Below are 20,475 nucleotides of genomic sequence, written 5' to 3'. Positions count from 1 at the left end.
TAAGGCAACGGAGGATAAAACAGATGGCAGCTTATAACGGCACACCAATACGATTGGCAACCTCTTCATACGCTTCGATGACATCACCCAGCGATTGGCGAAAGCGGTCTTTGTCCAGTTTTTTCTTAGTGGCTTTATCCCAAATTCGGCAACCGTCAGGTGAAAACTCATCACCCAATACGATGCGATGATGAAATACGCCAAATTCCAGCTTAAAGTCCACCAACATCAAATCACCTTGAGCAAACAACTCGCTTAACACGTCATTAACACGATGGGTGAGTGTTTTCATTTCATTCAACTGCTCTTGGGTCGCCCAACCCAATGACACCGCCAACGATTCATTGACCATTGGGTCACCTAAGGCATCGTCTTTATAAAACAGCTCAAAGGTTGGTGGGTTAAGCGTTTGCCCCTCTTGCAACCCCAAACGTCGAACCAAACTGCCAGCGGCATAATTACGTACCACACATTCAACAGGTATCATCTGTAAGCGTTTAACCAACACCTCATCATCGCTGAGTTGTTTTTCAAAATGGGTCTCAATGCCAGCATCAGCCAGTTTTTGCATAATAAAGGCATTAAAACGGTTATTTACCTGTCCTTTGCGTGCCAACTGTGCCACACGCTCACCATTGAATGCTGACGTATCATCACGAAAATGTAAAATCAAAAAATCACTGTCATCGGTTTCATAGACAGATTTGGCTTTGCCTTTATAAAGTAATTGTTGCTTTTGCATAATGAGAGCCTTAGTAAATTTTGATGACAAATAAAGATGAATAAACAATCGCTTGGGTTGGCTGATGGCTTATGATTGATGGTTTATGGGCTGGTTAAATCTTGGCTCGGTGTTGGCAGTTGATATTGTTTCCCTGACGCATTCTTAACATCAATCGTACTGTCGCCTAAGTCAATGATGGGATAAAGTGGCACAAATGGCTGTGTCTCTTGCTCGACTGGCAGATGAATGGGGGCAAGTAATTTGCTGTTTTGATAGTCCAAACTGCCATTATCATATTGGGCAAATAAGTTTTTGGTGCTTTGACAGCCTGTTACTAACATGGCAATACTTGCCAATAGCACGATGAAAGCGGTACGGACAAAGTGAAATAAAGTTGGCATGGCAAATCAGTCCTAATCATAAACGATTGCAAATGGTAACTTGATGATAATAAAGTCAACGAATGACAGTTATATTAAAGACAGTTAAATCAAAGCTGCTTGCTTTAGGGCAACATCGACTCTGTCATGGTGTTGTTGGGATAACCATACCAATGGCAGACGGATACCTTTATCGATTTTACCCATTTTATATAGTGCATATTTGACAGGAATGGGGCTTGATTCCACAAACAAATCTTGATGTAAATGTTTAATGCCATCATGCACCTGATGGGCAGTGTCCCAATCACCTTGTAAAGCAGCAGCAAAGACTTGGCTCATGGCGTGTGGGGCAATGTTAGCAGTGACTGAGATATTACCTTTACTGCCATAACGCATCAGCTCAAGGGCGGTATTATCATCGCCTGACAACACAGTCATGCGTCCGCTTAAGGCACGACAAAGTAACTGACCACGGTTAACATTGCCTGTGGCATCTTTGATGGCGATGATATTGTCAATATTTGCCAAACGTTCGCAAGTCTCTTGGGTGATGTCCACCACGGTACGCCCCGGTACATTATAAAGCATCTGTGGCATATCGACCGCTTGAGCAATGGCTTTGTAATGCTGATATAAGCCTTCTTGGGTGGGCTTGTTATAATAAGGGGCAACCAATAAAGCACAATCTGCCCCAGCGACCTTAGCACGGCGAGTCAGTTCAATGGCTTCGTGGGTGCTGTTTGCCCCTGTGCCTGCAATGACAGGCACTCTGCCACGCACTTGTTTGACAAAAAATTCAATGACTTCGCTGTGCTCTTTGACGGTCAGTGTGGCAGATTCGCCAGTTGTCCCTACCGCCACCAAGCAATGTGTGCCTTGCTCAATTTGCCAATCGATTAGGTCAGCCAATCGTGTATAGTCTAAGTCGCCATTGGGTAACATTGGGGTAACCAGTGCCACTATAGAGCCTTGCAACACACCTTTGATGTCATCATACGCTGTGGTCATATGTTTGCCTTTTTACCGCTTGTTCGTTGTTTGCTTATCATCATTTACTTGCTTCATCATTTACTTGCTGGCAGTGCTTATCATGACTAAAGCACCCAGTTAAATGAAAGCACCAAATTAAAGCATCTATTTTATTAAAGCATCTATTTTGTTATTTTAGCACATCACCACTGATGGTGATAAGTCCAGTTCCAGCGATTGCCTTTATTTACATTGGCTTATATTTACATTGGCTTATTTCATTTGACATGCTGATTTGGCATGCTCAATCAGCATGTCAAGCCTAGGGCGTATCCCTAAGTCAGTTAAGTTAGTCTTCAATTCTCAAGCCAATGATGGCAGGAATGCCATTACGGATAATTTCGATGGTTACCACCCCTTTTTTTGGTAGTGATTCTAAAGCATAAATAAAATCTGCGATGCTTGTTATTGGTTTTTGGTGTAAATTGGTAATCACATCACCAGCCTGCAATCCTGAGCGAGCTGCTAATCCTGTCGGTGTTACGGCAGTAATCAACACGCCATTATCGACTCTAAAGGCTTGTAACTCTTTGGCTTCCACACGGGTCAACTCACGCAAACGAATTCCCAAGGCGATGGTGTTGTTAGTCGCACCATTGTCATCAGCCTGCATGTCAGATGGGGCGGCACTTAATGTGCCATAAACTCGTTGTGGTTTTTTGTTACGTTGGATAAGCAAATCAAATCTGTCATTTGGGTGAGCTTGATTGACTTTATTGACAAAGTCATCAGCACTTTGTAGCCGTTCACCATTGTACTCTATGATGACATCACCCCGTTTAAGCCCTGCTTTACTGGCAGGTGATTCGGGCGATACTTGTGTTACCAACGCTCCTTGTGGCAATGCCAAGCCATAGGCTTCTGCCAAATTTCGGTCAATGTCTTGTGGGTACACACCAAAATAAGCTCGTTTGACCTCGCCTGTGTCTTTTAACTGTGCATAGATATTCATCGCCGCATCAATGGGAATGGAAAATGACAGCCCCATATAGCCACCTGTGCCGCTAAAGATGCGAGAGTTAATACCGATGACTTGTCCTTGACGATTAAATAAAGGACCACCTGAATTACCTGGATTGAGTGCCACATCGGTTTGGATAAATGGCACGCTGGCTTGACGAGAAAAGTTACGAGATTTTGAGCTAACAATGCCTGCTGAAGCTGAATAATCAAAACCAAAAGGTGAACCGATTGCCAATACTGATTCACCCACCTTGATGGCATTAGAGTCCCCCAATGGCAACGCAGGAAAATCATTACCTTCTACTTTCAACACCGCCACGTCTGAACGTTCATCACTGCCAATAAGCTTAGCATCTAATTCACGGCGGTCACTTAAAGTAACGGTGATGGTGTCTGCCCCTTCAATGACATGATGATTGGTCAGCATATAACCATCTTTGGTGACAAAAAATGCCGTACCATACGCATGTTCCACCGCTGGTATGGGTGGTGTGTCAGGCAGTTGTAGTCGATTACCAAAAAATTGTCTGAGCAATTCAACCGTTTGTGCTTTTGCCAGCTCTTCATGGCTGATTTCTTTGGTAACGTTAACCCGTGCAACGCCAGGGGTAACTTGACTGACCAAATCCGAAAAATCGGTGGCGGTAACCTTGGCTTGAGCAGTTGTACCTAAACTTAGGGAAACCATACCAACACCCAAAGCAGTGGCAGTTAAATTGACTGATAATGCTGTACTGACGGCAAGCATCAAGCTTACTGCGGTGCGAGTCATTAAGGTTAAGGGTTGGGCGGACTTAGCGACACGACGGCTCATAAAGCTTCCTTTTTAATTTTGTTTAAAATATGGCTGACAAGTTTGCTTTGGTGTGAATCATTCGCATTATTTTATAGCATATTGTTTGGCAATCAACAATGGACACTGTTTTAATGACGATGCTGTTTTAATGACAATGTTTTCATTAGGGGCTGACGCATGGGCTTGGTATTTTAGGGTTTTAAGCCATTGCTAAAACTTGCTGTTGCTCATACATGCCCAAATTCGCATCGCCACTTGCTCTGATGTCCCACTGGCATCAATACGGTAAATCCGCTTGGGGTACTTGTTAGCAAGGTAATCATATCCTTGATATACTCGCTCAAAAAATGCCACAGTCTGCTGTTCAAAACGGTCTGCCACACTGCGTTTACACGCTCTGGCAAGACCATCACGCACTGGTAAATCCAACCAAAAAGTCATGTCTGGTAATCGTGGAACAAATAAATCCGTTAATGTTTGGATTTTTGCCAATTGTTGCTGATGGCTTTCAACATTCCTATTATTATCATGCGTATTGTCATGCGTATCCATCATACGACCAAACCCTTGATAGGCAATGGTTGAATCGGTGAAACGATCACAAATCACCCATTTGCCCTCGTGCAATGCTGGCAAAATCAACTGTGCCAAATGGTCACTGCGAGCAGCAAACATTAATAAAAGTTCACTGTCATCATGAATCTGACTTTGTGAGTCTAATAATATCTGTCTAAGACGCTCAGAAAACTGGCTACCCCCCGGTTCACGAGTACGCACAAAATCAATGCCTTGTTCTTGCAAGCGATTGCATAAATGGCTAATGGCGGTGGTCTTACCCACGCCTTCTGTGCCTTCAAAGCTGATAAATGGTGTCATCTGTGCGATAGTCATGGTCATTACTCACTGATTTTTGATGATTTTTAAGTATTCTTGTACTGCTTGGTTATGCTCTTTTAGGGTGTTGCTAAACGTGTGTCCACCTGTGCCTGTCGCCACAAAATATAAGGCATCAATATCCGCAGGGTGCATGGCAGCGTTGATGGCAGCTTTTGATGGTAAGGCAATGGGGGTTGGTGGTAAGCCATCAATTTGATAGGTATTATAATCAGTTTTTTCATTAATGTCGGCTCGGCGAATGTTGCCATCATATCGTTCGCCCATGCCATAGATGATGGTGGGGTCGGTTTGTAATCGCATGCCTAGGCGTAAGCGGTTAATAAAGACCGCTGCCACTTTTTCTCGTTCTTCAGCAATGCCTGTTTCTTTTTCGATGATAGATGCCATGATTAGGGCATCATAGGGCGATTTGTAAGGCAGGTTCTCATCTCGATTTGCCCATGCGTCTGTTAATAATTGACGTTGTTTGTCATATAACGTGGTTAATATGTGTTTATCACTACTGCCTTTGGCAAACAAATAAGTATCGGGCGCAAACCAACCCTCTAAGTTATTGGCATATTTACCGTCTGGTGTGGTGGCATCGATACCAAGGCGTTGTTTTAAACGATTTAAATCGTCTGATTTGTCTAAAATTTCAATGGCAACGCCTTGGGTGTCTTTAATGGTGGCATATAGGTCTTTGGCAGTTTTACCTTCAATGATTTGCACCTTGACCATGGCAATATCAGCTCCCTGCTCAAGTATTTGCATGACTTGCAAAAAAGTGGGGTTAGCAGGCAGTTGATACACGCCTGCGTATAAAGGGGCATCAATTTGGGTTTTGATATAAAGCTTGGCAAGCGTGGCAGAAAACAGGGGAACTTTTGATTGCCATGTGGGGATAAGCCCATAATAACTTTGCCCACTTTCCACGGTAAATAACTGTTCAGGCTGTGTGGATTGACCCAAAAAGGTCTGATACACCACCAGCAATAATGCGCCCAATATCAGCGTTAATGCCAGTAACCACTGATAACCTTTCATCATAAAGAAAGACCGCTGATTGTCATCTTGCTGACTCTGAGTTTTATTGGGGCAATCACACACCAAAGAGACATCAGTGGCTTTGGCTTTTTTATCCGTGCTTAGGTTGATGTCAGTTTTAACATCGATTGGCTTGTCTGTTGGCTTATGGTCATCAGTCATGGCAAAGGTCTCAACGGGCAATGAATAACCCTCATGTGCAGGTCAGATAGATGGATAAAAACTAGCTGGTTAAGCTTGCCATAAAGTCTGCAATCGATGCTTTGGCATCTGAATACAAAGGCAATTGGGCAGCCGTACTTGCCAAACAACCTTGCCAAACAGGGATATTACCTACCATATTGGCAAGGCGTGACTGATTGGGCATGGGTAAACACGTGGCAAATTGGGCTGCTTGCATGGCAGATTGAGCATCATTACACACCAACGCCATGTCGCACCCTGCGGATATGGCAGCTTGCACTCGCTTGGTAACATCACCTGCCACATGAGCTGCTTTCATGGACAAGTCATCAGAGAACAACACCCCATCAAAACCTAACTTTTGGCGGATTATCTGCTGTAACCAAATGCGAGAAAATCCAGCAGGACGGTCATCTACTTGCGAAAAAATCACATGAGCAGGCATCAGTGCATCAAGCCAAGGCAGATGACGCATAAAGGGCAATAAGTCTTGATTGGCAATGTCATCATAACATCGGTCATCAACCGCCATCGCCACATGCGAATCGGGGGCAACCGAACCATGCCCCGGAAAGTGCTTACCTGTACTTGCCATACCAGCAGATTTCATGCCATGGATAAACTCACCTGCTAGGGCAGTCACCACTTGTGGCTTGGCATGAAAACTGCGGTCACCAATCACTTGGCTGATGCCATTTAAATCCAATACAGGAGCAAAACTAAAATCAATGCCCACCGCCAATACCTCAGCTGCCATCAGATAGCCTGCATGATACGCCAATCGCAAGGCATGACAAGGGTCTGTCTCAAACCGTTGTCCAATGGCTCCCATGGCTGGCAACGGACTAAAGCCTTCTTGTAACCGTGCCACCCGACCACCCTCTTGGTCAACCGCCACTAAGATTTGCTGATTGATTGTTGTTTCGTTGGTTGTTGTTTCGTTGATTGTTGTTTCGTTGGTTGTTTCTTGATGGGTGCTTTTTTGACTGATGCTTTGTCTTTTAACTTGATGAATGGCATCACACAGCTCACGCACTTGCTCTGGGCTTTGTATATTACGGGCAAATAAAATGATGCCACCAACTTGCATCTGACCAATCAGCTCTATGTCTGCTTTATTTAGACGTGTCCCTGCCACATCTACCATCAATGCTCCGTACACCACCAACTCCCATATCATAAGACATCATAAGACAATTAAAAATGCGTCATAAGACAATCAGACGTCATCGATGATTGAACACAAAACAACCACAACCAACGTGCCATATTATCCATTTTACCAAACTGTCCATTTTATCAAAGTGCCGTATTTCCATATTACCAAAGTACCGTATTAAAGTTAATGGTTTAAGACGGTTGTTAACAGTGTTTGTTAACTGAGTGTTTGTTAACTGAGTGTTTGTTAACTGAGTCAACACATTCATCAACAAAAAAGCATGACCGTAAAAGTCATGCTTTATTAAGATAACTTTATAGATGACATTAAGAATTAAGACAATGGTAAAACAACCAAATGGGGATAAATCATACGTATTTGTTTAATAAGTGAGCAAGTTGTTCCTTGGGTTGTAAACCCATAACCATGTCTACTTTTTCACCATTTTTAAACATAAATAAGGTTGGAATGCTACGAATGCCATATTGGGCAGCAGATTGTGGATTGGCATCAACATCAACTTTCACAATCTTCACTTTACCTTGATATTCATCAGATAAGGCTTCTAAGGTTGGGGCGATTGCTTTACAAGGACCACACCAAGTTGCCCAAAAGTCTACCAGCACAGGCAGATCAGACTTAAGTACTTCTTGTTCAAAAGTGGCATCGGTGGCATTTACGATATTGGCAGACATAATCATTTCCTTTGTTTAAAAAATATTTAAAAAATACAAATGTTAAAGCCAAAACACCCACATAAGACACGCACATAAAGACTTGATGCACGCACGTTAGGTTTTTGGTGAATTAACTGCTATTATCTTAACATTTTTTAGTGTGTCTGTTTGTAATACTGCGTTAATGATGTGAATGATTGCGATAAATTTTATTAAACGTGAGCCTAACATGCCCCAAACTCAGCAAAATTCGTTAAATAAGCCAACTGGCAACCTAAGCCCAAAACGCATCGATGAGCTTAACCAACAAGAACAACATCGCTTGCGTAACAAACCAGATTTTTTTTATCAATTTGCCAAAAACATCACTTTATTTGAAGATGATGACATTTGGTTGGTTGATAAGCCAGCTGGTTTGCTGAGTGTCGATGGTCGTCAGCTGAAGGTCAGCTTACTGTCTCGCCTTGAGTTTGTCAATCCAAACGTCAAGCTCATTCATCGGCTAGACATGGACACATCTGGCATCATGATATTTGCCAAATCAAAAACCGCCCAAAGCCACATCAGCAAGCAATTCATTGACCGCTTGCCCCAAAAGCACTATGAAGCGGTGGTCATGGGTGTGCTGGCAGTGGCGGGCAAAAAAGGCAGTGTCAACATTCCTGTCCGCTATGACCCTAACCATAAACCCAAACACATCACCGACCCCAATTGGCACAAGGCGGCACTGACACATTATGAAGTATTGCATCATGAGATAAGACAAGGACAGGCCGTTACTCGAGTATCGCTCAAACCTGTAACAGGGCGTAGTCATCAGCTAAGAGTACACATGACCCACCTTGGGTATGTGATGCTGGGTGACCCCATTTATGCTGATGGCATGGCACGGCAGTTGGCAGGCAGATTGTGTTTACATGCTCATAAATTACGATTAAAACACCCTACCTTAAATGTATGGATGGAATGGCAAAGTCCTGTGCCATTTTAGGCTGGCTGTTTTGGGTTGATGGGTTAAATATTGGTGTATGACATAAGCGATGATTTTAATTTCAAAAAAAATCATTAAAATGATGGTTTTAGAGTTAATGACCATAAAAAACATATAAAGCATGTGTCATTTGACTGATTGCATATATTGACACCAATAATAACATCACTCCTGATGACTTATTTATCATGTTAGCAGTCTGATTATGATTTATTTTTGAAAAAATAAAAGAATAGATAGAAAGAATGGAATAATCAAACATCATCCAAATCATCACCAATATCAGCATTGACATACTGATGTTGCTTGGGTAAACACTCAGAAATATTGGAAAAAAAGCCATAAAAAATAATATGTCTTTGGGATTAGAAATGCCGATTAAAAAACCATCTTTAACGTGATTTTTGCTTATGTTAGGTTGGTTATTCGCAATCGTTTTTTGCATGTCCACTTTATCTCGTATGATGCCTATTGAAAAATATAATAAATATAAAGAACCTATTAATGTTAACCAATTTAACGCCACCTCACTGACAGAAAACACGCCTTTCATGATGATAAAAGAGATGACAATTAACACCAAAGAGGCGGTATTCGTTCCCATGACCGTTTTTATCCCTGCAAGAAACCCATTTTTAGTGCTTGCATTAACCACCAATAGCGTTACTGGTCCTGGGGTTGCTAAAAAAAGCACAATAGATAACACATAGGTTGTTAATAATGCAAAATCAATCATTTTTTTATCCTTAATTTTTTATCCTTGATAAGATAAGGCATATTCCTAAACAAGAACATAGCATGACCATCAACCCTGATGACCCATTGCCACAATATTTATTAAAAATTAAAAAATATTTATTAAAAGATATTTATTAAAAAATCCTGCCATGTGCCAATGGCAGGATTTTTCTATCAAATTAAAGCACAAACTAAAACCATGTACTTAAAACCATGTACTAAAACATCGTCTTATTTAGGTGATACCATGTCTTCTGGGATTACCCATTCATCAAACTGCTCTGCTGTCATCAGCTCAAGTTCAACCGCCACTTGTTTTAAGGTTTTGCTTTCTTTATAAGCAGTTTTGGCAATTTTAGCGGCATTTTCATAACCAACATGGCGATTTAAGGCGGTAACCAACATCAACGAATGATGCAGATAATCATCAATTTTTTCTTTAACTGGCTCAATACCAACCGCACAGTTATCATTAAAACTGTTACAAGCATCACCCAACAATTTTATGGATTGTAGCAAGTTGTAAGCAATGACTGGTTTAAACACATTGAGTTCAAAATTACCTGATGCTCCTGCCACGTTGATGGTGGTGTCATTACCTAACACTTGTGCCACCACCATGGTCATGGCTTCAGATTGGGTGGGATTGACTTTACCTGGCATGATGGATGAACCCGGTTCGTTTTCGGGGATTTGAATCTCACCGATACCGCAACGTGGCCCTGATGCCAACCAACGCACGTCATTGGCGATTTTATTCAGACTGGTTGCCAAGGTCTTTAAAGCACCTGATGCGAACACTTCAGCATCACGAGCAGCCAAGGCTTCAAACTTGTTAGGGGCTGTGATAAATGGCAACCCCGTCAGCTCTGATAACTGAATGGCAACTTTAATGGCATAATCTGGGTGAGCATTTAGCCCTGTTCCTACGGCTGTGCCACCCAATGGCAATTCATACAGACCTTGCAAGGCGTTATCAATGCGAATCAAAGCATGGTCAAGCTGACTGACATAACCGCTAAACTCCTGACCCAAGGTTAAAGGGGTGGCATCTTGTAGATGTGTGCGACCGATTTTGACAATGTTGGCAAATTGTTTTGCCTTAGCGTCCAAGGTATCACGTAAAGCGGTAACTGCTGGGATAAGCAGGCTGTTGATTTGCCGAGCAGCCGCCACACGAATGGCAGTGGGAAAACTGTCATTGGTTGATTGGGCATGGTTGACATGGTCATTGGGGTGTACTGGCTGATAACTGCCACGCTCATTGCCAGCAATTTCGTTGGCACGGTTGGCAAGCACTTCGTTCATGTTCATGTTAGACTGAGTGCCTGAGCCTGTCTGCCAGACCACCAAAGGAAATTGATCAGTCATGCCGCCATTAATGACTTCATCAGTTGCTTGTACAATAAGGTCACATTGACGCTCTTCGATGCGGCCTAAACTGGCGTTGGTGATGGCGGCGGCTTTTTTTACCAGTGCCATGGCTTCAATCATGGGTCTGGGTAAGGTTTCGCCGCCAATTTTAAAGTTTTCACGGCTACGTTGGGTTTGAGCCCCCCAATAAGCATCAGCGGGGACTTGTATTTCACCCATGGTGTCTTTTTCGCTACGGGTGGTTATTGTTGTGCTGGTCATTGCTGTCTTTCCTTGTGTTGGTATGACTGAAATATGAAACATCAAATAACATCAACAATCCAATCATCATATTGTTGTTGTGCCATCAGGCATTTTACACCCCAACCTAACATCACGCAATTTTGCTTAAGGTTTTGTTTATGAACGACAACATAGATAACAGCAGCATAGATAACAACAACATAGACAATGACAGCATGAACAACACAATCGCTCCCATACTGCGTCGACAAATGGGCAAACAACGCCGTCAGCTGTCATCACATCAGCGTCAGCATGCTGCTGCCCATGCCAGTCTTTGGTTACACAAGCTCACCACACGCCTGCCCAAAAACGCTCGTGTGGGTATTTATTATGATGGTTTTGGTGAGATGCCTACTCAGCCATTGTTGGCATGGTGTCAGCGTCATGGCTTTAGGGCTTTTTTACCGATTGTTGGCTCTTGGGGACAGACACCACCGTCATCTGTTTTCAACCCTTATAAGCGGTTGCGATTTACGCCCATTGCATCATCTCGACTCATCAATATCCCAACTTATCGACATAAATTGGGCATGCAACAACAACATGGGCAATATTTATTGGAAGCACATCAGCTTGATGTGCTGTTTTGTCCTTTGGTGGCAGTAAACAAGGTTGGCACTCGCATGGGCATGGGGGGTGGTTATTATGACGCCACGCTTAGTAAATCACATCGTTTGCAACTGCCCAAGCCACTCATCATTGGTTGGTGTTACGATTTTCAGGTGGTTGATGCGTTGCCAAAAAAACCTTGGGACGTGCCAATGGATATGGTGGTAACTCCCAGTGGCATACGTTGGGGTTCATTCTGATATTGGCGGAGGTTATGCCAATGGGGATTTGTCTGATACTGCTTTAATGTGGATAATAAAACAAGCTGAAAAATCAAATGTCACAATAGACCGAAAATGGATTACAGAAAACAATTATCATTCAACAACCAATCCTGTTGTACACGACAATGTTGGTGTATATTCCTTATCCCAATATAAACCATCAAGACAATTCTTATGGGCAAAAGATGGTAATAGTATTAGTCAGTTTGAGAAAATTAGTCATCTAAAACTAAATTGGAAAGACACCTTACAATTTGAAAATGACAAATCAAAGAAATTTGAAAAAGTTAAAAGATACTCAGAAGAGTACCTTAAATTGTCTCAATTACCAGCTTGTAGTCGCAAAGACGGTACTTGTCCGACTAGAAGTGCAACCGATGTAATGAATGATTATAAGAAACTAAAATATGATTCTGACAAAGAAATTCTATACGATAAAGATGAACAAATAAAAATTAAAGAGTATATAGAATGGTTGAGAGGTAATGGTTATGGAATTTAAATTAAATTTTTTGATAAGTTTCTTATACAAAATAGAGAAATTTATCAATAAACACAAAAAGAAAACTATTGCTATATTTCTGATTGTTGTATACCAAATGATTTATGAAATTAGTCCATTTTTTGGAAAAACAAACATAAATATATCTGTTGAAAATGAAAATTTAGATAAAAAATATATTATTGTATTTAAAAAAGCAGACAACTTTGAGCTATGCAAGCAAGGTTACGATTCTGCTTGGATTGAAGGTAACAATCAATATTCAGACTACTTATTAAGTTTTAATTGTGATATAAACTATAATGACCTTAAAAAAAGCCATTCTAGTTTCTTCGGATTTTATTATTCAATGATCAATATTGATGATATTGTACCAAATAATACAGAATATTATGAATTAGAAAAATACTATGATAAGATTTTTCAGAAAATTGATACAATTCCAGAAGAAGATTGGCAATACCAAAATATAGATTTATCACACAAAATACAGCACACCAAGCATCAAAAACCAATTGGGTACAGAAAACCTATCTACTTTGGAATTTATGCGTTCCCAATAGGAATACCCAACCCATTTAATGTTGATAAATTATGGGAGTACAAAATAGATATACAAAGCATAAAATGCTCATCTATATGCGGTCAAGAAAATAAAATACTAGTGATAAACTATCAAGAAACCTTGTCTTGGGCTCAACCATACACAAACCCTTGGAGTTAATCTCCAATCAATACAAAACAAGACAACGATATGCAAAACACCGAAAATTTTAACATGGACTTAGATGTCTCAGGCAGTGATTTTAACACCATCGTCCACGCAGTCGCAGCCAACGAAAACCGCAAACAATTTGCCAGACGCTCCATCTACACAGGAGAAAGCCAAGCCAATAGCAACAATGGCATAGAACAATCTGATAGCAAATACCGCCTAGAAAAAGGCTTTTTAGGTGCTCATTCTGATATTGGGGGTGGCTATCACGAAGGCGACTTATCTGATGTTACCTTGGTATGGATGGCGAATGAGGCTAATAAGTTATATAAAAGCCAAGGCACTAAAACTGAGATTAAATTAAATACCAATGACAAAAGAATTTCCAACCCTATCGTTCACGATAGTATTGGAGTGGAGAGAGCTGCTGGAACTATTATTTTTAGTCCAAGTCGTCAATTTCGCTGGGCAGGGACTGAAAATGGTAGTGTAGAGCAATTTACTAGCATTCCGCACCTAAAATTTAATTGGGAACATAGCCGATCTTATCAACCAAAGGGAGTAAACCGATTTGATGACATACGTCGCCTTAGTGGTGAGTATATGAAAAGATGGGCTTGTGGACCCTTTATTAATGATTGTCCAGAAGTTGATGAGATTAGGGCATTTAAAGGTATTGATGGAGAGGGTCAGCCCACAATCTTGTACGGCAAGGGTGCGATTGGCAATAATCAAAGATATATACTCATTCAAGATTATATTAATTGGCTTAAAAATAAGGGTTATAGTCTTGATGGTCTTTCTGTTCAAATTCAATAAGGAATAAGAGATGAAATTTATAAAAATTATGACAGTGTTTTATCTATTCACATCATTAACAGCCTGTGCCAGTCCAAAATCAGAGATTAGTACAATTACATTCAACTCTCCACACAGTCTAAATGATGATACAAGAGATCAAATTATTATTTATGAATTGTTGGAACCAATGAAATCCTATTGTGGTCTTTATTATCTAGCCATTGGGTATAATCCAGATGATAGGATAAAAAATAATGATAGATTTTTTCACTATGGAACCTGCTTGTTTAATATTAAAAAATGGAACAACATACCAAACTTAACATTTAGATATACAACAATCCCAAGAAAGCGAAATACAATTTTTTGTGACCCAGCATATCTTGATGATGAAACAATGAAAACTTGTACAAAAATGGACGACTATGTTGACAGCCTTTATAATACAATTCCACAAGATGCTTGGGAGACCTACACCATAAACACCAAAGAAATTATTGAAAATTCCATAAAAGACAAGAATCCCATCGGAAACAAAGAGAAAAATTTTGATATTACTTCATCAAAATTTACAGAGAGAAACGACAGATATGTAGAATTAAAATTTCATACAGTTGTTATAGACAACAAAATGGAACACACAATAGATATTCTCAATTATTGGAAACACCAAAAAAAATCTCTTTGGCATTAACTTCAAATTCAACTTTATGGGACTATACGACACCGTCCCTGCCTTTGGCTCAAATCAGGATAACGATATGCAAAACATCAGAGCTTTTGGAATGAATTTAGATGTCTCAAATAGCGACTTTCAAACCATCGTCCACGCTGTTGCCACCAATGAAAACCGTGCTGAATTTGCCAGACGGTCTATCTATATCAGTCAAACGGAGGCTAACAGTAAAAATGATAAAACCATCAATGACAAATACCGTCTAGAAAAAGGTTTTTTAGGTGCTCATTCCGATATTGGGGGTGGGTATAAAGATGGCGACCTGTCTAACGCAAGTTTGATGTGGATGATAAAACAGGCACAAGAAAAAGGCAACATCAAGTTTAAAGATTATAGCCAATACAAACAAATCAACAACCCCATTGTTCACGACAGTTCATTTACCCTCCCCCTTTTTTTTAGTCTAGGCGGTGAGTTTAGATGGGCAACTGACAGCTCAAAAGACTATGACAAAACCAAGATATTTAATAACTTTAAACATTTAGAATTAAACTGGAATGACACCAAAGCCTTTGAAAATCCAAAAAATAAAAAATTAGACAAGCTACAAAATGCCACTGAAATCATCGCAAAAAATAAACAAAAAGGCTTTTTTGAAAAAGAGCGTGTGCCTTATGTTGGCAATTTGGTTAAAGATGCGGTGTTGATGGCGGCTAATGATGAAAATAAAATCATTGCCATCAATGACTACTTGTATTGGTTAAAATGTCATTATGGGATAGATTTAAAATATACTAATAAAAAAATCAAAAGTAGCGAAACAGCTTTAAGTGATAAGCAACTATGTTCAGGCATACCGCTTCATAAGCAAGTTAAGAAATAGGAGACAGTTATGACATATAATCTCATTTTAAAAAATCTTATCGCTCTACTTGCATTATTGTCAGTATGTGGATGCGTTATTGCGGAAATGTTTGGTACAAAGACAGAAATGACACTTGGACTTGGTAGCAACTTGCCAGAAAATTATCAAGGAGTTGTGATTTTTGAAAACACGCCTGAACTTAAAAGAATTTTTAAACAAAACACCAAATATATTACTTGGGGTATTCGTAGTGATAGTATAAATGCCAACTCATTACCAAAAGAGTTAAACCTTAAATATGCCACAATAAATATCAATCCCGATATTTATTATAACAGTTTAATTACAGAAGCAGAACAAGATAGACTAAGAAACAACTACGCCCAATCCCTACCCCTATCTGCTTGGCGTACTTATACCATTTACCCTAAGCAGTTGTTGGAGCAAGGCAGAGCAATGCCTGCCAAGGGAATGCCTGCCAGTCATTGGCATAAGACAAGGGTAACGATTTCTTTGTATATTGACGGTAATGGCAATATCAGTCAAGAAATTGAGCACGAACCTGTTAAAGTAGGCAATCCTTATGCTTAGTAGATGTCATAACATCATCGTCCTGCACTCACTATTTAGAATTGGGCTTTTTAGGTGCTCATTCTGATATTGGGGGCTTTGAATTGGGGGTTCATAAAATCCTTGCAATTTACCCACCCTGCCACCATTAACTTGGTCATGACTCACAAACAAGAGAACACCTTTATGACTGACATTCCATTTGACCATGACCAAAAGTTGGCTGATGACTATGACGATGGCCAACAAAAAAATCCCCCCACCCATCTTCCGTTATTGGCACTGCGTGATGTGGTGGTGTATCCACACATGCAGATTGCTTTATTTGTTGGGCGAGCCCCATCAGTCAAGGCGATTGAGCTGGCTCAAGCCGAGTATGACGGACAAATATTGGTGGTGGCACAAAAAGACTCTTTGTCTGAAGAGATTGACCAAGATAACTTATATCAATATGGTACTGTGTGTCGCATCGTCAATACCATGCCTCATGACAGCGATGATAACTGCATCAAAGTGTTGATAGAAGGACAATTTAGGGCTCGTATCGATGCCATGTATGACCATGGTCATGTGTTGATGGCGGACTTTGAACGCCAAGACATCAGCATGACCATGAACAGCAATCAAAGTAGCAACACCAAACAAGCTTTGGTGGGCTTATTTGCCAGCTATGCTGAAGCAAGGCTTAGAAACTCTCGAGAGCTTATTCGAGTTGCCGAACGCATCAATAATTTGCTTGAGCTGATGTATTTCATCTCCACTCGGGTGGCAATGGACCTCAGTGATAAACAAATGTTCTTAGAGCATGATGACTTAACCGACCACATCAACACCTTAACCGAATATTTAATCAAACAAAGCGCCGAACAAAACATCGAACAAGACATTCAAGAAGCCGTGCGTCGGCAAATGGAAAACAACCAACGTGAATACTATCTAAACGAGAAAATAAAAGCCATTAAAAGTGAATTGTCTGACTTAAATAATGATGGAACATTTGACGCAGAAGATGACTTAGAAGAATTAGAAACTCGCTTAAAAGAAGCCGACTTACCTGACGACGTGCGTAAAAAAGCCGAACAAGAATTTAAAAAGCTCAAAATGATGCCACCAGCGTCCAGTGAGTCTTCAGTGGTGCGTAACTATCTTGAATGGATATTAGACACCCCTTGGAATACCGCCAGTAAGGTCAGCATCAATTTGGACAAAGCCCAAGACGTGCTGGACACTGACCACTATGGGCTAGATGATGTCAAAGACCGTATCTTAGAATATCTGGCAGTACAATCACGAGTAAAAAAACTCAAAGGACCTATTCTTTGCTTGGTGGGCCCTCCTGGGGTGGGTAAAACATCACTGGGTGAATCCATCGCTCGAGCCACAGGGCGGAAGTTTGTGCGTATGGCGTTGGGCGGTGTGCGAGATGAAGCTGAAATCCGTGGGCATCGCCGTACCTATATCGGTGCAATGCCCGGTAAAATCGTCCAGTCTTTAGCAAAAGTGGCCGTTAAAAATCCACTGTTTTTGCTTGATGAAATCGACAAAATGGCTCAAGACTTCCGTGGAGACCCAGCGTCTGCCCTGCTAGAAGTGCTAGATCCATCACAAAATCACAATTTTAACGACCATTATTTGGATTTGGATTTGGACTTATCACAAGTCATGTTCATCTGTACCGCCAACAGCATGGATATTCCGCCTGCTCTGCTTGACCGCATGGAAGTCATTCGTTTACCTGGCTACACCGAAGAAGAAAAAGTCAACATTGCTGAAAAATATTTACTTCCCAAAGCCATCAAAGACAATGGACTAAAAGACGATGAATTGGACATCACTGGTGAAGCCTTACACAGCATCGTACGACGTTATACCAGAGAAGCAGGCGTGCGTAACCTAGAACGTGAGATTAATAAAATCAGCCGTAAGGTGGTGCGTGAAATGGTGGAAAAATACGGCAAAGCTGGTAAAAAACCCAGCAAAAAGCCAACCAAAACGCCGAACGAAGAGCAAGCATCTAAACTGGTGCGTGTTACTGACGACAACATCGATGAGTATTTGGGCGTGCATAAATTTGATTATGGTCTGGCAGAACAAGACGCTGAAATCGGACGAGTTACAGGGCTTGCATGGACGCAAGTAGGTGGTGAGCTGTTGACCATCGAAGCCATCACCATGTCAGGCAAAGGTGAGCTTACCTTTACTGGCTCCTTAGGCGATGTGATGAAAGAGTCCATACGTGCTGCCATGAGCGTGGTGCGGTCTCGTGGCGAACTGCTGGGGGTAAGTTATGACACCTTTAAAAACACTGACATTCATGTGCATATGCCAGAAGGGGCAATTCCCAAAGACGGACCATCAGCAGGCATTGCTTTGACCACCGCCTTAGTATCAGCAATGACAGGCATCGCCATTCGCCCTGACATCGCCATGACAGGTGAAGTTACTTTGCGTGGAAAGGTACTGCGTATCGGTGGTCTAAAAGAAAAATTATTGGCAGCACACCGTGGTGGCATCAAGCATGTGCTGATACCTGAATCCAATGAACGAGATTTGGCAGATATCCCTGATAATGTCAAAGACGGTCTGACCATTCAGCCTGTTTCCAGCATTGACGAAGTACTAAAAGTGGCTTTAGTCAGTTCCCCCAAGCCCATAAAACCTGCCCAAGTAACGATAGATGCCACACAGGATAAAGGATTACACAGTTAGGTTTTTATTGACAACATTCTGCCCATTAAGTATTTTCTTAATGGGTTTTTTATGTTTGGGTTTTTTATTTTTCTATTGTCATCATTACCATCATTTATCATCATGAATCACCGTCTGTTAATTCAATTATTAAATCAACATCTAAAAAACACAGCCAATTTATCAGTCATACCGCCAAACATTTGGCTCATTGGCACGTCCCATTGTCATCTTTGTGAGCTTGCCCAAGCACAACTTCAGCTGTGTCAAAAAGTCATTGTGTTTACCTATCAACAAATAGACATTGTTGATTTATTGAGTGTTGATTTACCCAGCCAACTTGCCAATCCAAACAACGTATCAAGCAACCACTTAAATAACGACCCAGATGACAGTTTAGATAACGGTTTAAATAACAAGCACAAGCATAACCAACATGTTCAACCAGAACAACTGGCTCAATCCATTCCTATTTTGGTCAGTGAATCAGGCATGTTATGCCATCCATTTGGCATCTTAGACATTCAAAGATTACTGCTAAATCAAACAATCAAAATAAACGGCTGTTAAAATGCCACCCACAATTTTGATACTTTTGATTAAAATCAATCCATCAAAATCAATTAAGGACACCTCCATGACCACACTCACCATACTCATCACAGGGGCATCTAAAGGTATCGGCTTGGCAACCGCCAAACGCTTAGCAAAAAAAGGACACCGCCTTGCCTTGTTTGACATAGACACAGACAGCCTCACCACCATATCAAAAGACAAAACCTTTGCCAAACTCAACAAAAAACACGCCCTTATCACAGGCACAATGGACGTAACCAACCCAAATGACTGGGATAATGCCCTTGCCACAACCTTACAATCCTTTGGTAACATACACGTTTTGATAAATAACGCAGGAGTCATCGTTTCAGGCGACTTACCTGACACCAAACTGACGCAACAGCTCAGCTTAATCGACATCAACTGCAAAGGCGTGATGATTGGCTGTCACAAAGTCGGCAAACTGCTACAAACATCACCAAGCCCTTATTCCAAAATCATCAATTTATCATCGGCATCTGCAATCTATGGTCAACCTGAGATTGCCCCTTACTCTGCCAGTAAGTTTTTTGTGCGTGGTTTGACAGAAGCTCTCAATCTGGAATACGAACCTAAAGGCATTAAGGTGATTGACGTCATGCCTTTATGGGTCAAGACTGACTTAACCGATGGCATCACCGTTACCAGCATCGACCGTCTGGGCTTACAGCTAACGGCAGATGACGTGGCAAAAAAGCTGGCACAACTGTCCACCATTCCCAATCAAGACATCAACAAAGTGCATTATCCCATTGGTTTGACCAGCCATCTGTTGTATCAGCTGGCGGACATCATACCGTCGCCGATGGTGCGTGTCATCAATGGCAGGTTTGCCAGCCGATAGCAAGAAAGCTTATTTATTAATTAACATTTGCCACACAAGAATGACACGCTCAATGGCTGGTATTGATGGGGGGTTTATGGCATTGTATGATTTGTTTATGGTATTGTATGATTTATGGCATTGTATGATTGTATTTTGCTACAAACATTTCACCACTGT

At 41.1% G+C, this 20,475-nt stretch carries 21 protein-coding genes; 11 read left to right on the top strand and 10 right to left on the bottom strand.

The features are described 5' to 3' along the window. Positions 1–31 precede the first annotated feature (31 nt). The 8 genes from purC to trxA all read right to left on the bottom strand — a co-directional run bounded on the left by purC (position 32) and on the right by trxA (position 7,855). Positions 32–742, bottom strand: a complete 711-nt coding sequence (gene purC / locus B0682_RS06225; RefSeq protein ID WP_078307458.1) for a phosphoribosylaminoimidazolesuccinocarboxamide synthase — start codon at positions 740–742, stop codon at positions 32–34. An 83-nt stretch (positions 743–825) separates the two neighbouring features. Then, complete coding sequence (locus tag B0682_RS06220) at positions 826–1,125, bottom strand: hypothetical protein (RefSeq protein WP_078307457.1); 300 nt, start codon at positions 1,123–1,125, stop codon at positions 826–828. A gap of 84 nt (positions 1,126–1,209) precedes the next feature. Then, positions 1,210–2,115 carry a 4-hydroxy-tetrahydrodipicolinate synthase gene (gene dapA, locus B0682_RS06215; RefSeq protein ID WP_078307455.1) on the bottom strand — a complete coding sequence of 302 codons (906 nt, stop codon included), beginning with the start codon at positions 2,113–2,115 and terminating at the stop codon, positions 1,210–1,212. A 310-nt stretch (positions 2,116–2,425) separates the two neighbouring features. Beyond that, positions 2,426–3,871, bottom strand: a complete 1,446-nt coding sequence (locus B0682_RS06210) for a Do family serine endopeptidase (RefSeq protein WP_411350850.1) — start codon at positions 3,869–3,871, stop codon at positions 2,426–2,428. Positions 3,872–4,105: 234 nt separating this feature from the next. Then, entirely contained in the window at positions 4,106–4,792 is a 687-nt protein-coding gene (gene tmk / locus B0682_RS06205; RefSeq protein ID WP_411350601.1) for a dTMP kinase, read from the bottom strand. A gap of 3 nt (positions 4,793–4,795) precedes the next feature. After that, the gene (mltG, locus tag B0682_RS06200; RefSeq protein ID WP_338044653.1) at positions 4,796–6,001 is read right to left on the bottom strand and encodes an endolytic transglycosylase MltG; all 1,206 of its coding nucleotides are present in this window, start codon (positions 5,999–6,001) and stop codon (positions 4,796–4,798) included. Between the two features lie 40 nt (positions 6,002–6,041). After that, entirely contained in the window at positions 6,042–7,163 is a 1,122-nt protein-coding gene (gene nagZ / locus B0682_RS06195; RefSeq protein WP_078307591.1) for a beta-N-acetylhexosaminidase, read from the bottom strand. Positions 7,164–7,528: 365 nt separating this feature from the next. Further along, positions 7,529–7,855: a thioredoxin gene (gene trxA / locus B0682_RS06190; RefSeq protein ID WP_078307452.1), complete on the bottom strand. Its 327-nt coding sequence runs from the start codon at positions 7,853–7,855 to the stop codon at positions 7,529–7,531. 211 nt (positions 7,856–8,066) lie between these two features. Here trxA and B0682_RS06185 point away from each other — a divergent pair, with 211 nt between their 5' ends. Beyond that, positions 8,067–8,828 carry an RluA family pseudouridine synthase gene (locus B0682_RS06185; RefSeq protein WP_078307589.1) on the top strand — a complete coding sequence of 254 codons (762 nt, stop codon included), beginning with the start codon at positions 8,067–8,069 and terminating at the stop codon, positions 8,826–8,828. Positions 8,829–8,922: 94 nt separating this feature from the next. Here B0682_RS06185 and B0682_RS06180 read toward each other — a convergent pair whose 3' ends face one another. Further along, positions 8,923–9,564, bottom strand: coding sequence for a LysE family translocator (locus B0682_RS06180; RefSeq protein WP_078307451.1), 642 nt, complete (start codon positions 9,562–9,564; stop codon positions 8,923–8,925). A 233-nt stretch (positions 9,565–9,797) separates the two neighbouring features. Further along, the gene (gene fumC, locus B0682_RS06175) at positions 9,798–11,186 is read right to left on the bottom strand and encodes a class II fumarate hydratase (protein ID WP_078307587.1); all 1,389 of its coding nucleotides are present in this window, start codon (positions 11,184–11,186) and stop codon (positions 9,798–9,800) included. A 155-nt stretch (positions 11,187–11,341) separates the two neighbouring features. Between fumC and B0682_RS06170 the strand changes: the two genes are divergently transcribed. The 10 genes from B0682_RS06170 (at position 11,342) to B0682_RS06125 (ending at position 20,316) form a co-directional block, all read left to right on the top strand. Then, positions 11,342–12,034 carry a 5-formyltetrahydrofolate cyclo-ligase gene (locus tag B0682_RS06170; protein WP_143823305.1) on the top strand — a complete coding sequence of 231 codons (693 nt, stop codon included), beginning with the start codon at positions 11,342–11,344 and terminating at the stop codon, positions 12,032–12,034. After that, positions 12,009–12,560 carry a DUF2235 domain-containing protein gene (locus B0682_RS06165; RefSeq protein WP_078307449.1) on the top strand — a complete coding sequence of 184 codons (552 nt, stop codon included), beginning with the start codon at positions 12,009–12,011 and terminating at the stop codon, positions 12,558–12,560. The genes B0682_RS06170 and B0682_RS06165 overlap by 26 nt, the downstream gene beginning before the upstream one ends. Further along, complete coding sequence (locus B0682_RS06160) at positions 12,550–13,284, top strand: hypothetical protein (RefSeq protein ID WP_078307447.1); 735 nt, start codon at positions 12,550–12,552, stop codon at positions 13,282–13,284. Before B0682_RS06165 ends, B0682_RS06160 begins: the two co-directional genes overlap by 11 nt. Before the next feature lie 30 nt (positions 13,285–13,314). Beyond that, positions 13,315–14,094, top strand: a complete 780-nt coding sequence (locus tag B0682_RS06155; protein WP_078307446.1) for a phospholipase effector Tle1 domain-containing protein — start codon at positions 13,315–13,317, stop codon at positions 14,092–14,094. Positions 14,095–14,104: 10 nt separating this feature from the next. Continuing rightward, the gene (locus B0682_RS06150; RefSeq protein ID WP_067009043.1) at positions 14,105–14,770 is read left to right on the top strand and encodes a hypothetical protein; all 666 of its coding nucleotides are present in this window, start codon (positions 14,105–14,107) and stop codon (positions 14,768–14,770) included. Positions 14,771–14,786: 16 nt separating this feature from the next. After that, positions 14,787–15,635 (top strand): phospholipase effector Tle1 domain-containing protein, encoded by an 849-nt coding sequence (locus B0682_RS06145; RefSeq protein WP_078307445.1) that lies wholly within the window; start codon positions 14,787–14,789, stop codon positions 15,633–15,635. A gap of 9 nt (positions 15,636–15,644) precedes the next feature. Beyond that, positions 15,645–16,208 (top strand): hypothetical protein, encoded by a 564-nt coding sequence (locus B0682_RS06140; protein ID WP_078307443.1) that lies wholly within the window; start codon positions 15,645–15,647, stop codon positions 16,206–16,208. A 165-nt stretch (positions 16,209–16,373) separates the two neighbouring features. Further along, positions 16,374–18,896 (top strand): endopeptidase La, encoded by a 2,523-nt coding sequence (lon, locus tag B0682_RS06135; protein WP_143823311.1) that lies wholly within the window; start codon positions 16,374–16,376, stop codon positions 18,894–18,896. A gap of 102 nt (positions 18,897–18,998) precedes the next feature. Further along, positions 18,999–19,445 carry a thioredoxin domain-containing protein gene (locus tag B0682_RS06130; protein WP_143823304.1) on the top strand — a complete coding sequence of 149 codons (447 nt, stop codon included), beginning with the start codon at positions 18,999–19,001 and terminating at the stop codon, positions 19,443–19,445. A gap of 67 nt (positions 19,446–19,512) precedes the next feature. Next, positions 19,513–20,316, top strand: coding sequence for an SDR family NAD(P)-dependent oxidoreductase (locus B0682_RS06125; RefSeq protein ID WP_078307438.1), 804 nt, complete (start codon positions 19,513–19,515; stop codon positions 20,314–20,316). Positions 20,317–20,475 lie beyond the last annotated feature (159 nt).

It is taken from the genome of Lwoffella lincolnii (assembly GCF_002014765.1).
GTDB classification, from domain to species: domain Bacteria; phylum Pseudomonadota; class Gammaproteobacteria; order Pseudomonadales; family Moraxellaceae; genus Psychrobacter; species Psychrobacter lincolnii.
This window is presented reverse-complemented; position numbering and strand designations above follow the sequence as displayed.

Coding starts and splice junctions, on each gene's coding strand:
- dapA (WP_078307455.1), bottom strand. CDS start 2,115: ATGACCACAGCGTATGATGACATCAAAGGTGTGTTGCAAGGCTCTATA.
- B0682_RS06125 (WP_078307438.1), top strand. CDS start 19,513: ATGACCACACTCACCATACTCATCACAGGGGCATCTAAAGGTATCGGC.
- B0682_RS06145 (WP_078307445.1), top strand. CDS start 14,787: ATGGGACTATACGACACCGTCCCTGCCTTTGGCTCAAATCAGGATAAC.
- trxA (WP_078307452.1), bottom strand. CDS start 7,855: ATGTCTGCCAATATCGTAAATGCCACCGATGCCACTTTTGAACAAGAA.
- B0682_RS06140 (WP_078307443.1), top strand. CDS start 15,645: ATGACATATAATCTCATTTTAAAAAATCTTATCGCTCTACTTGCATTA.
- B0682_RS06180 (WP_078307451.1), bottom strand. CDS start 9,564: ATGATTGATTTTGCATTATTAACAACCTATGTGTTATCTATTGTGCTT.
- B0682_RS06220 (WP_078307457.1), bottom strand. CDS start 1,125: ATGCCAACTTTATTTCACTTTGTCCGTACCGCTTTCATCGTGCTATTG.
- B0682_RS06210 (WP_411350850.1), bottom strand. CDS start 3,871: ATGACTCGCACCGCAGTAAGCTTGATGCTTGCCGTCAGTACAGCATTA.
- B0682_RS06130 (WP_143823304.1), top strand. CDS start 18,999: ATGAATCACCGTCTGTTAATTCAATTATTAAATCAACATCTAAAAAAC.
- B0682_RS06160 (WP_078307447.1), top strand. CDS start 12,550: ATGGAATTTAAATTAAATTTTTTGATAAGTTTCTTATACAAAATAGAG.
- lon (WP_143823311.1), top strand. CDS start 16,374: ATGACTGACATTCCATTTGACCATGACCAAAAGTTGGCTGATGACTAT.
- tmk (WP_411350601.1), bottom strand. CDS start 4,792: ATGACCATGACTATCGCACAGATGACACCATTTATCAGCTTTGAAGGC.
- B0682_RS06185 (WP_078307589.1), top strand. CDS start 8,067: ATGCCCCAAACTCAGCAAAATTCGTTAAATAAGCCAACTGGCAACCTA.
- B0682_RS06155 (WP_078307446.1), top strand. CDS start 13,315: ATGCAAAACACCGAAAATTTTAACATGGACTTAGATGTCTCAGGCAGT.
- B0682_RS06170 (WP_143823305.1), top strand. CDS start 11,342: ATGAACGACAACATAGATAACAGCAGCATAGATAACAACAACATAGAC.
- B0682_RS06150 (WP_067009043.1), top strand. CDS start 14,105: ATGAAATTTATAAAAATTATGACAGTGTTTTATCTATTCACATCATTA.
- purC (WP_078307458.1), bottom strand. CDS start 742: ATGCAAAAGCAACAATTACTTTATAAAGGCAAAGCCAAATCTGTCTAT.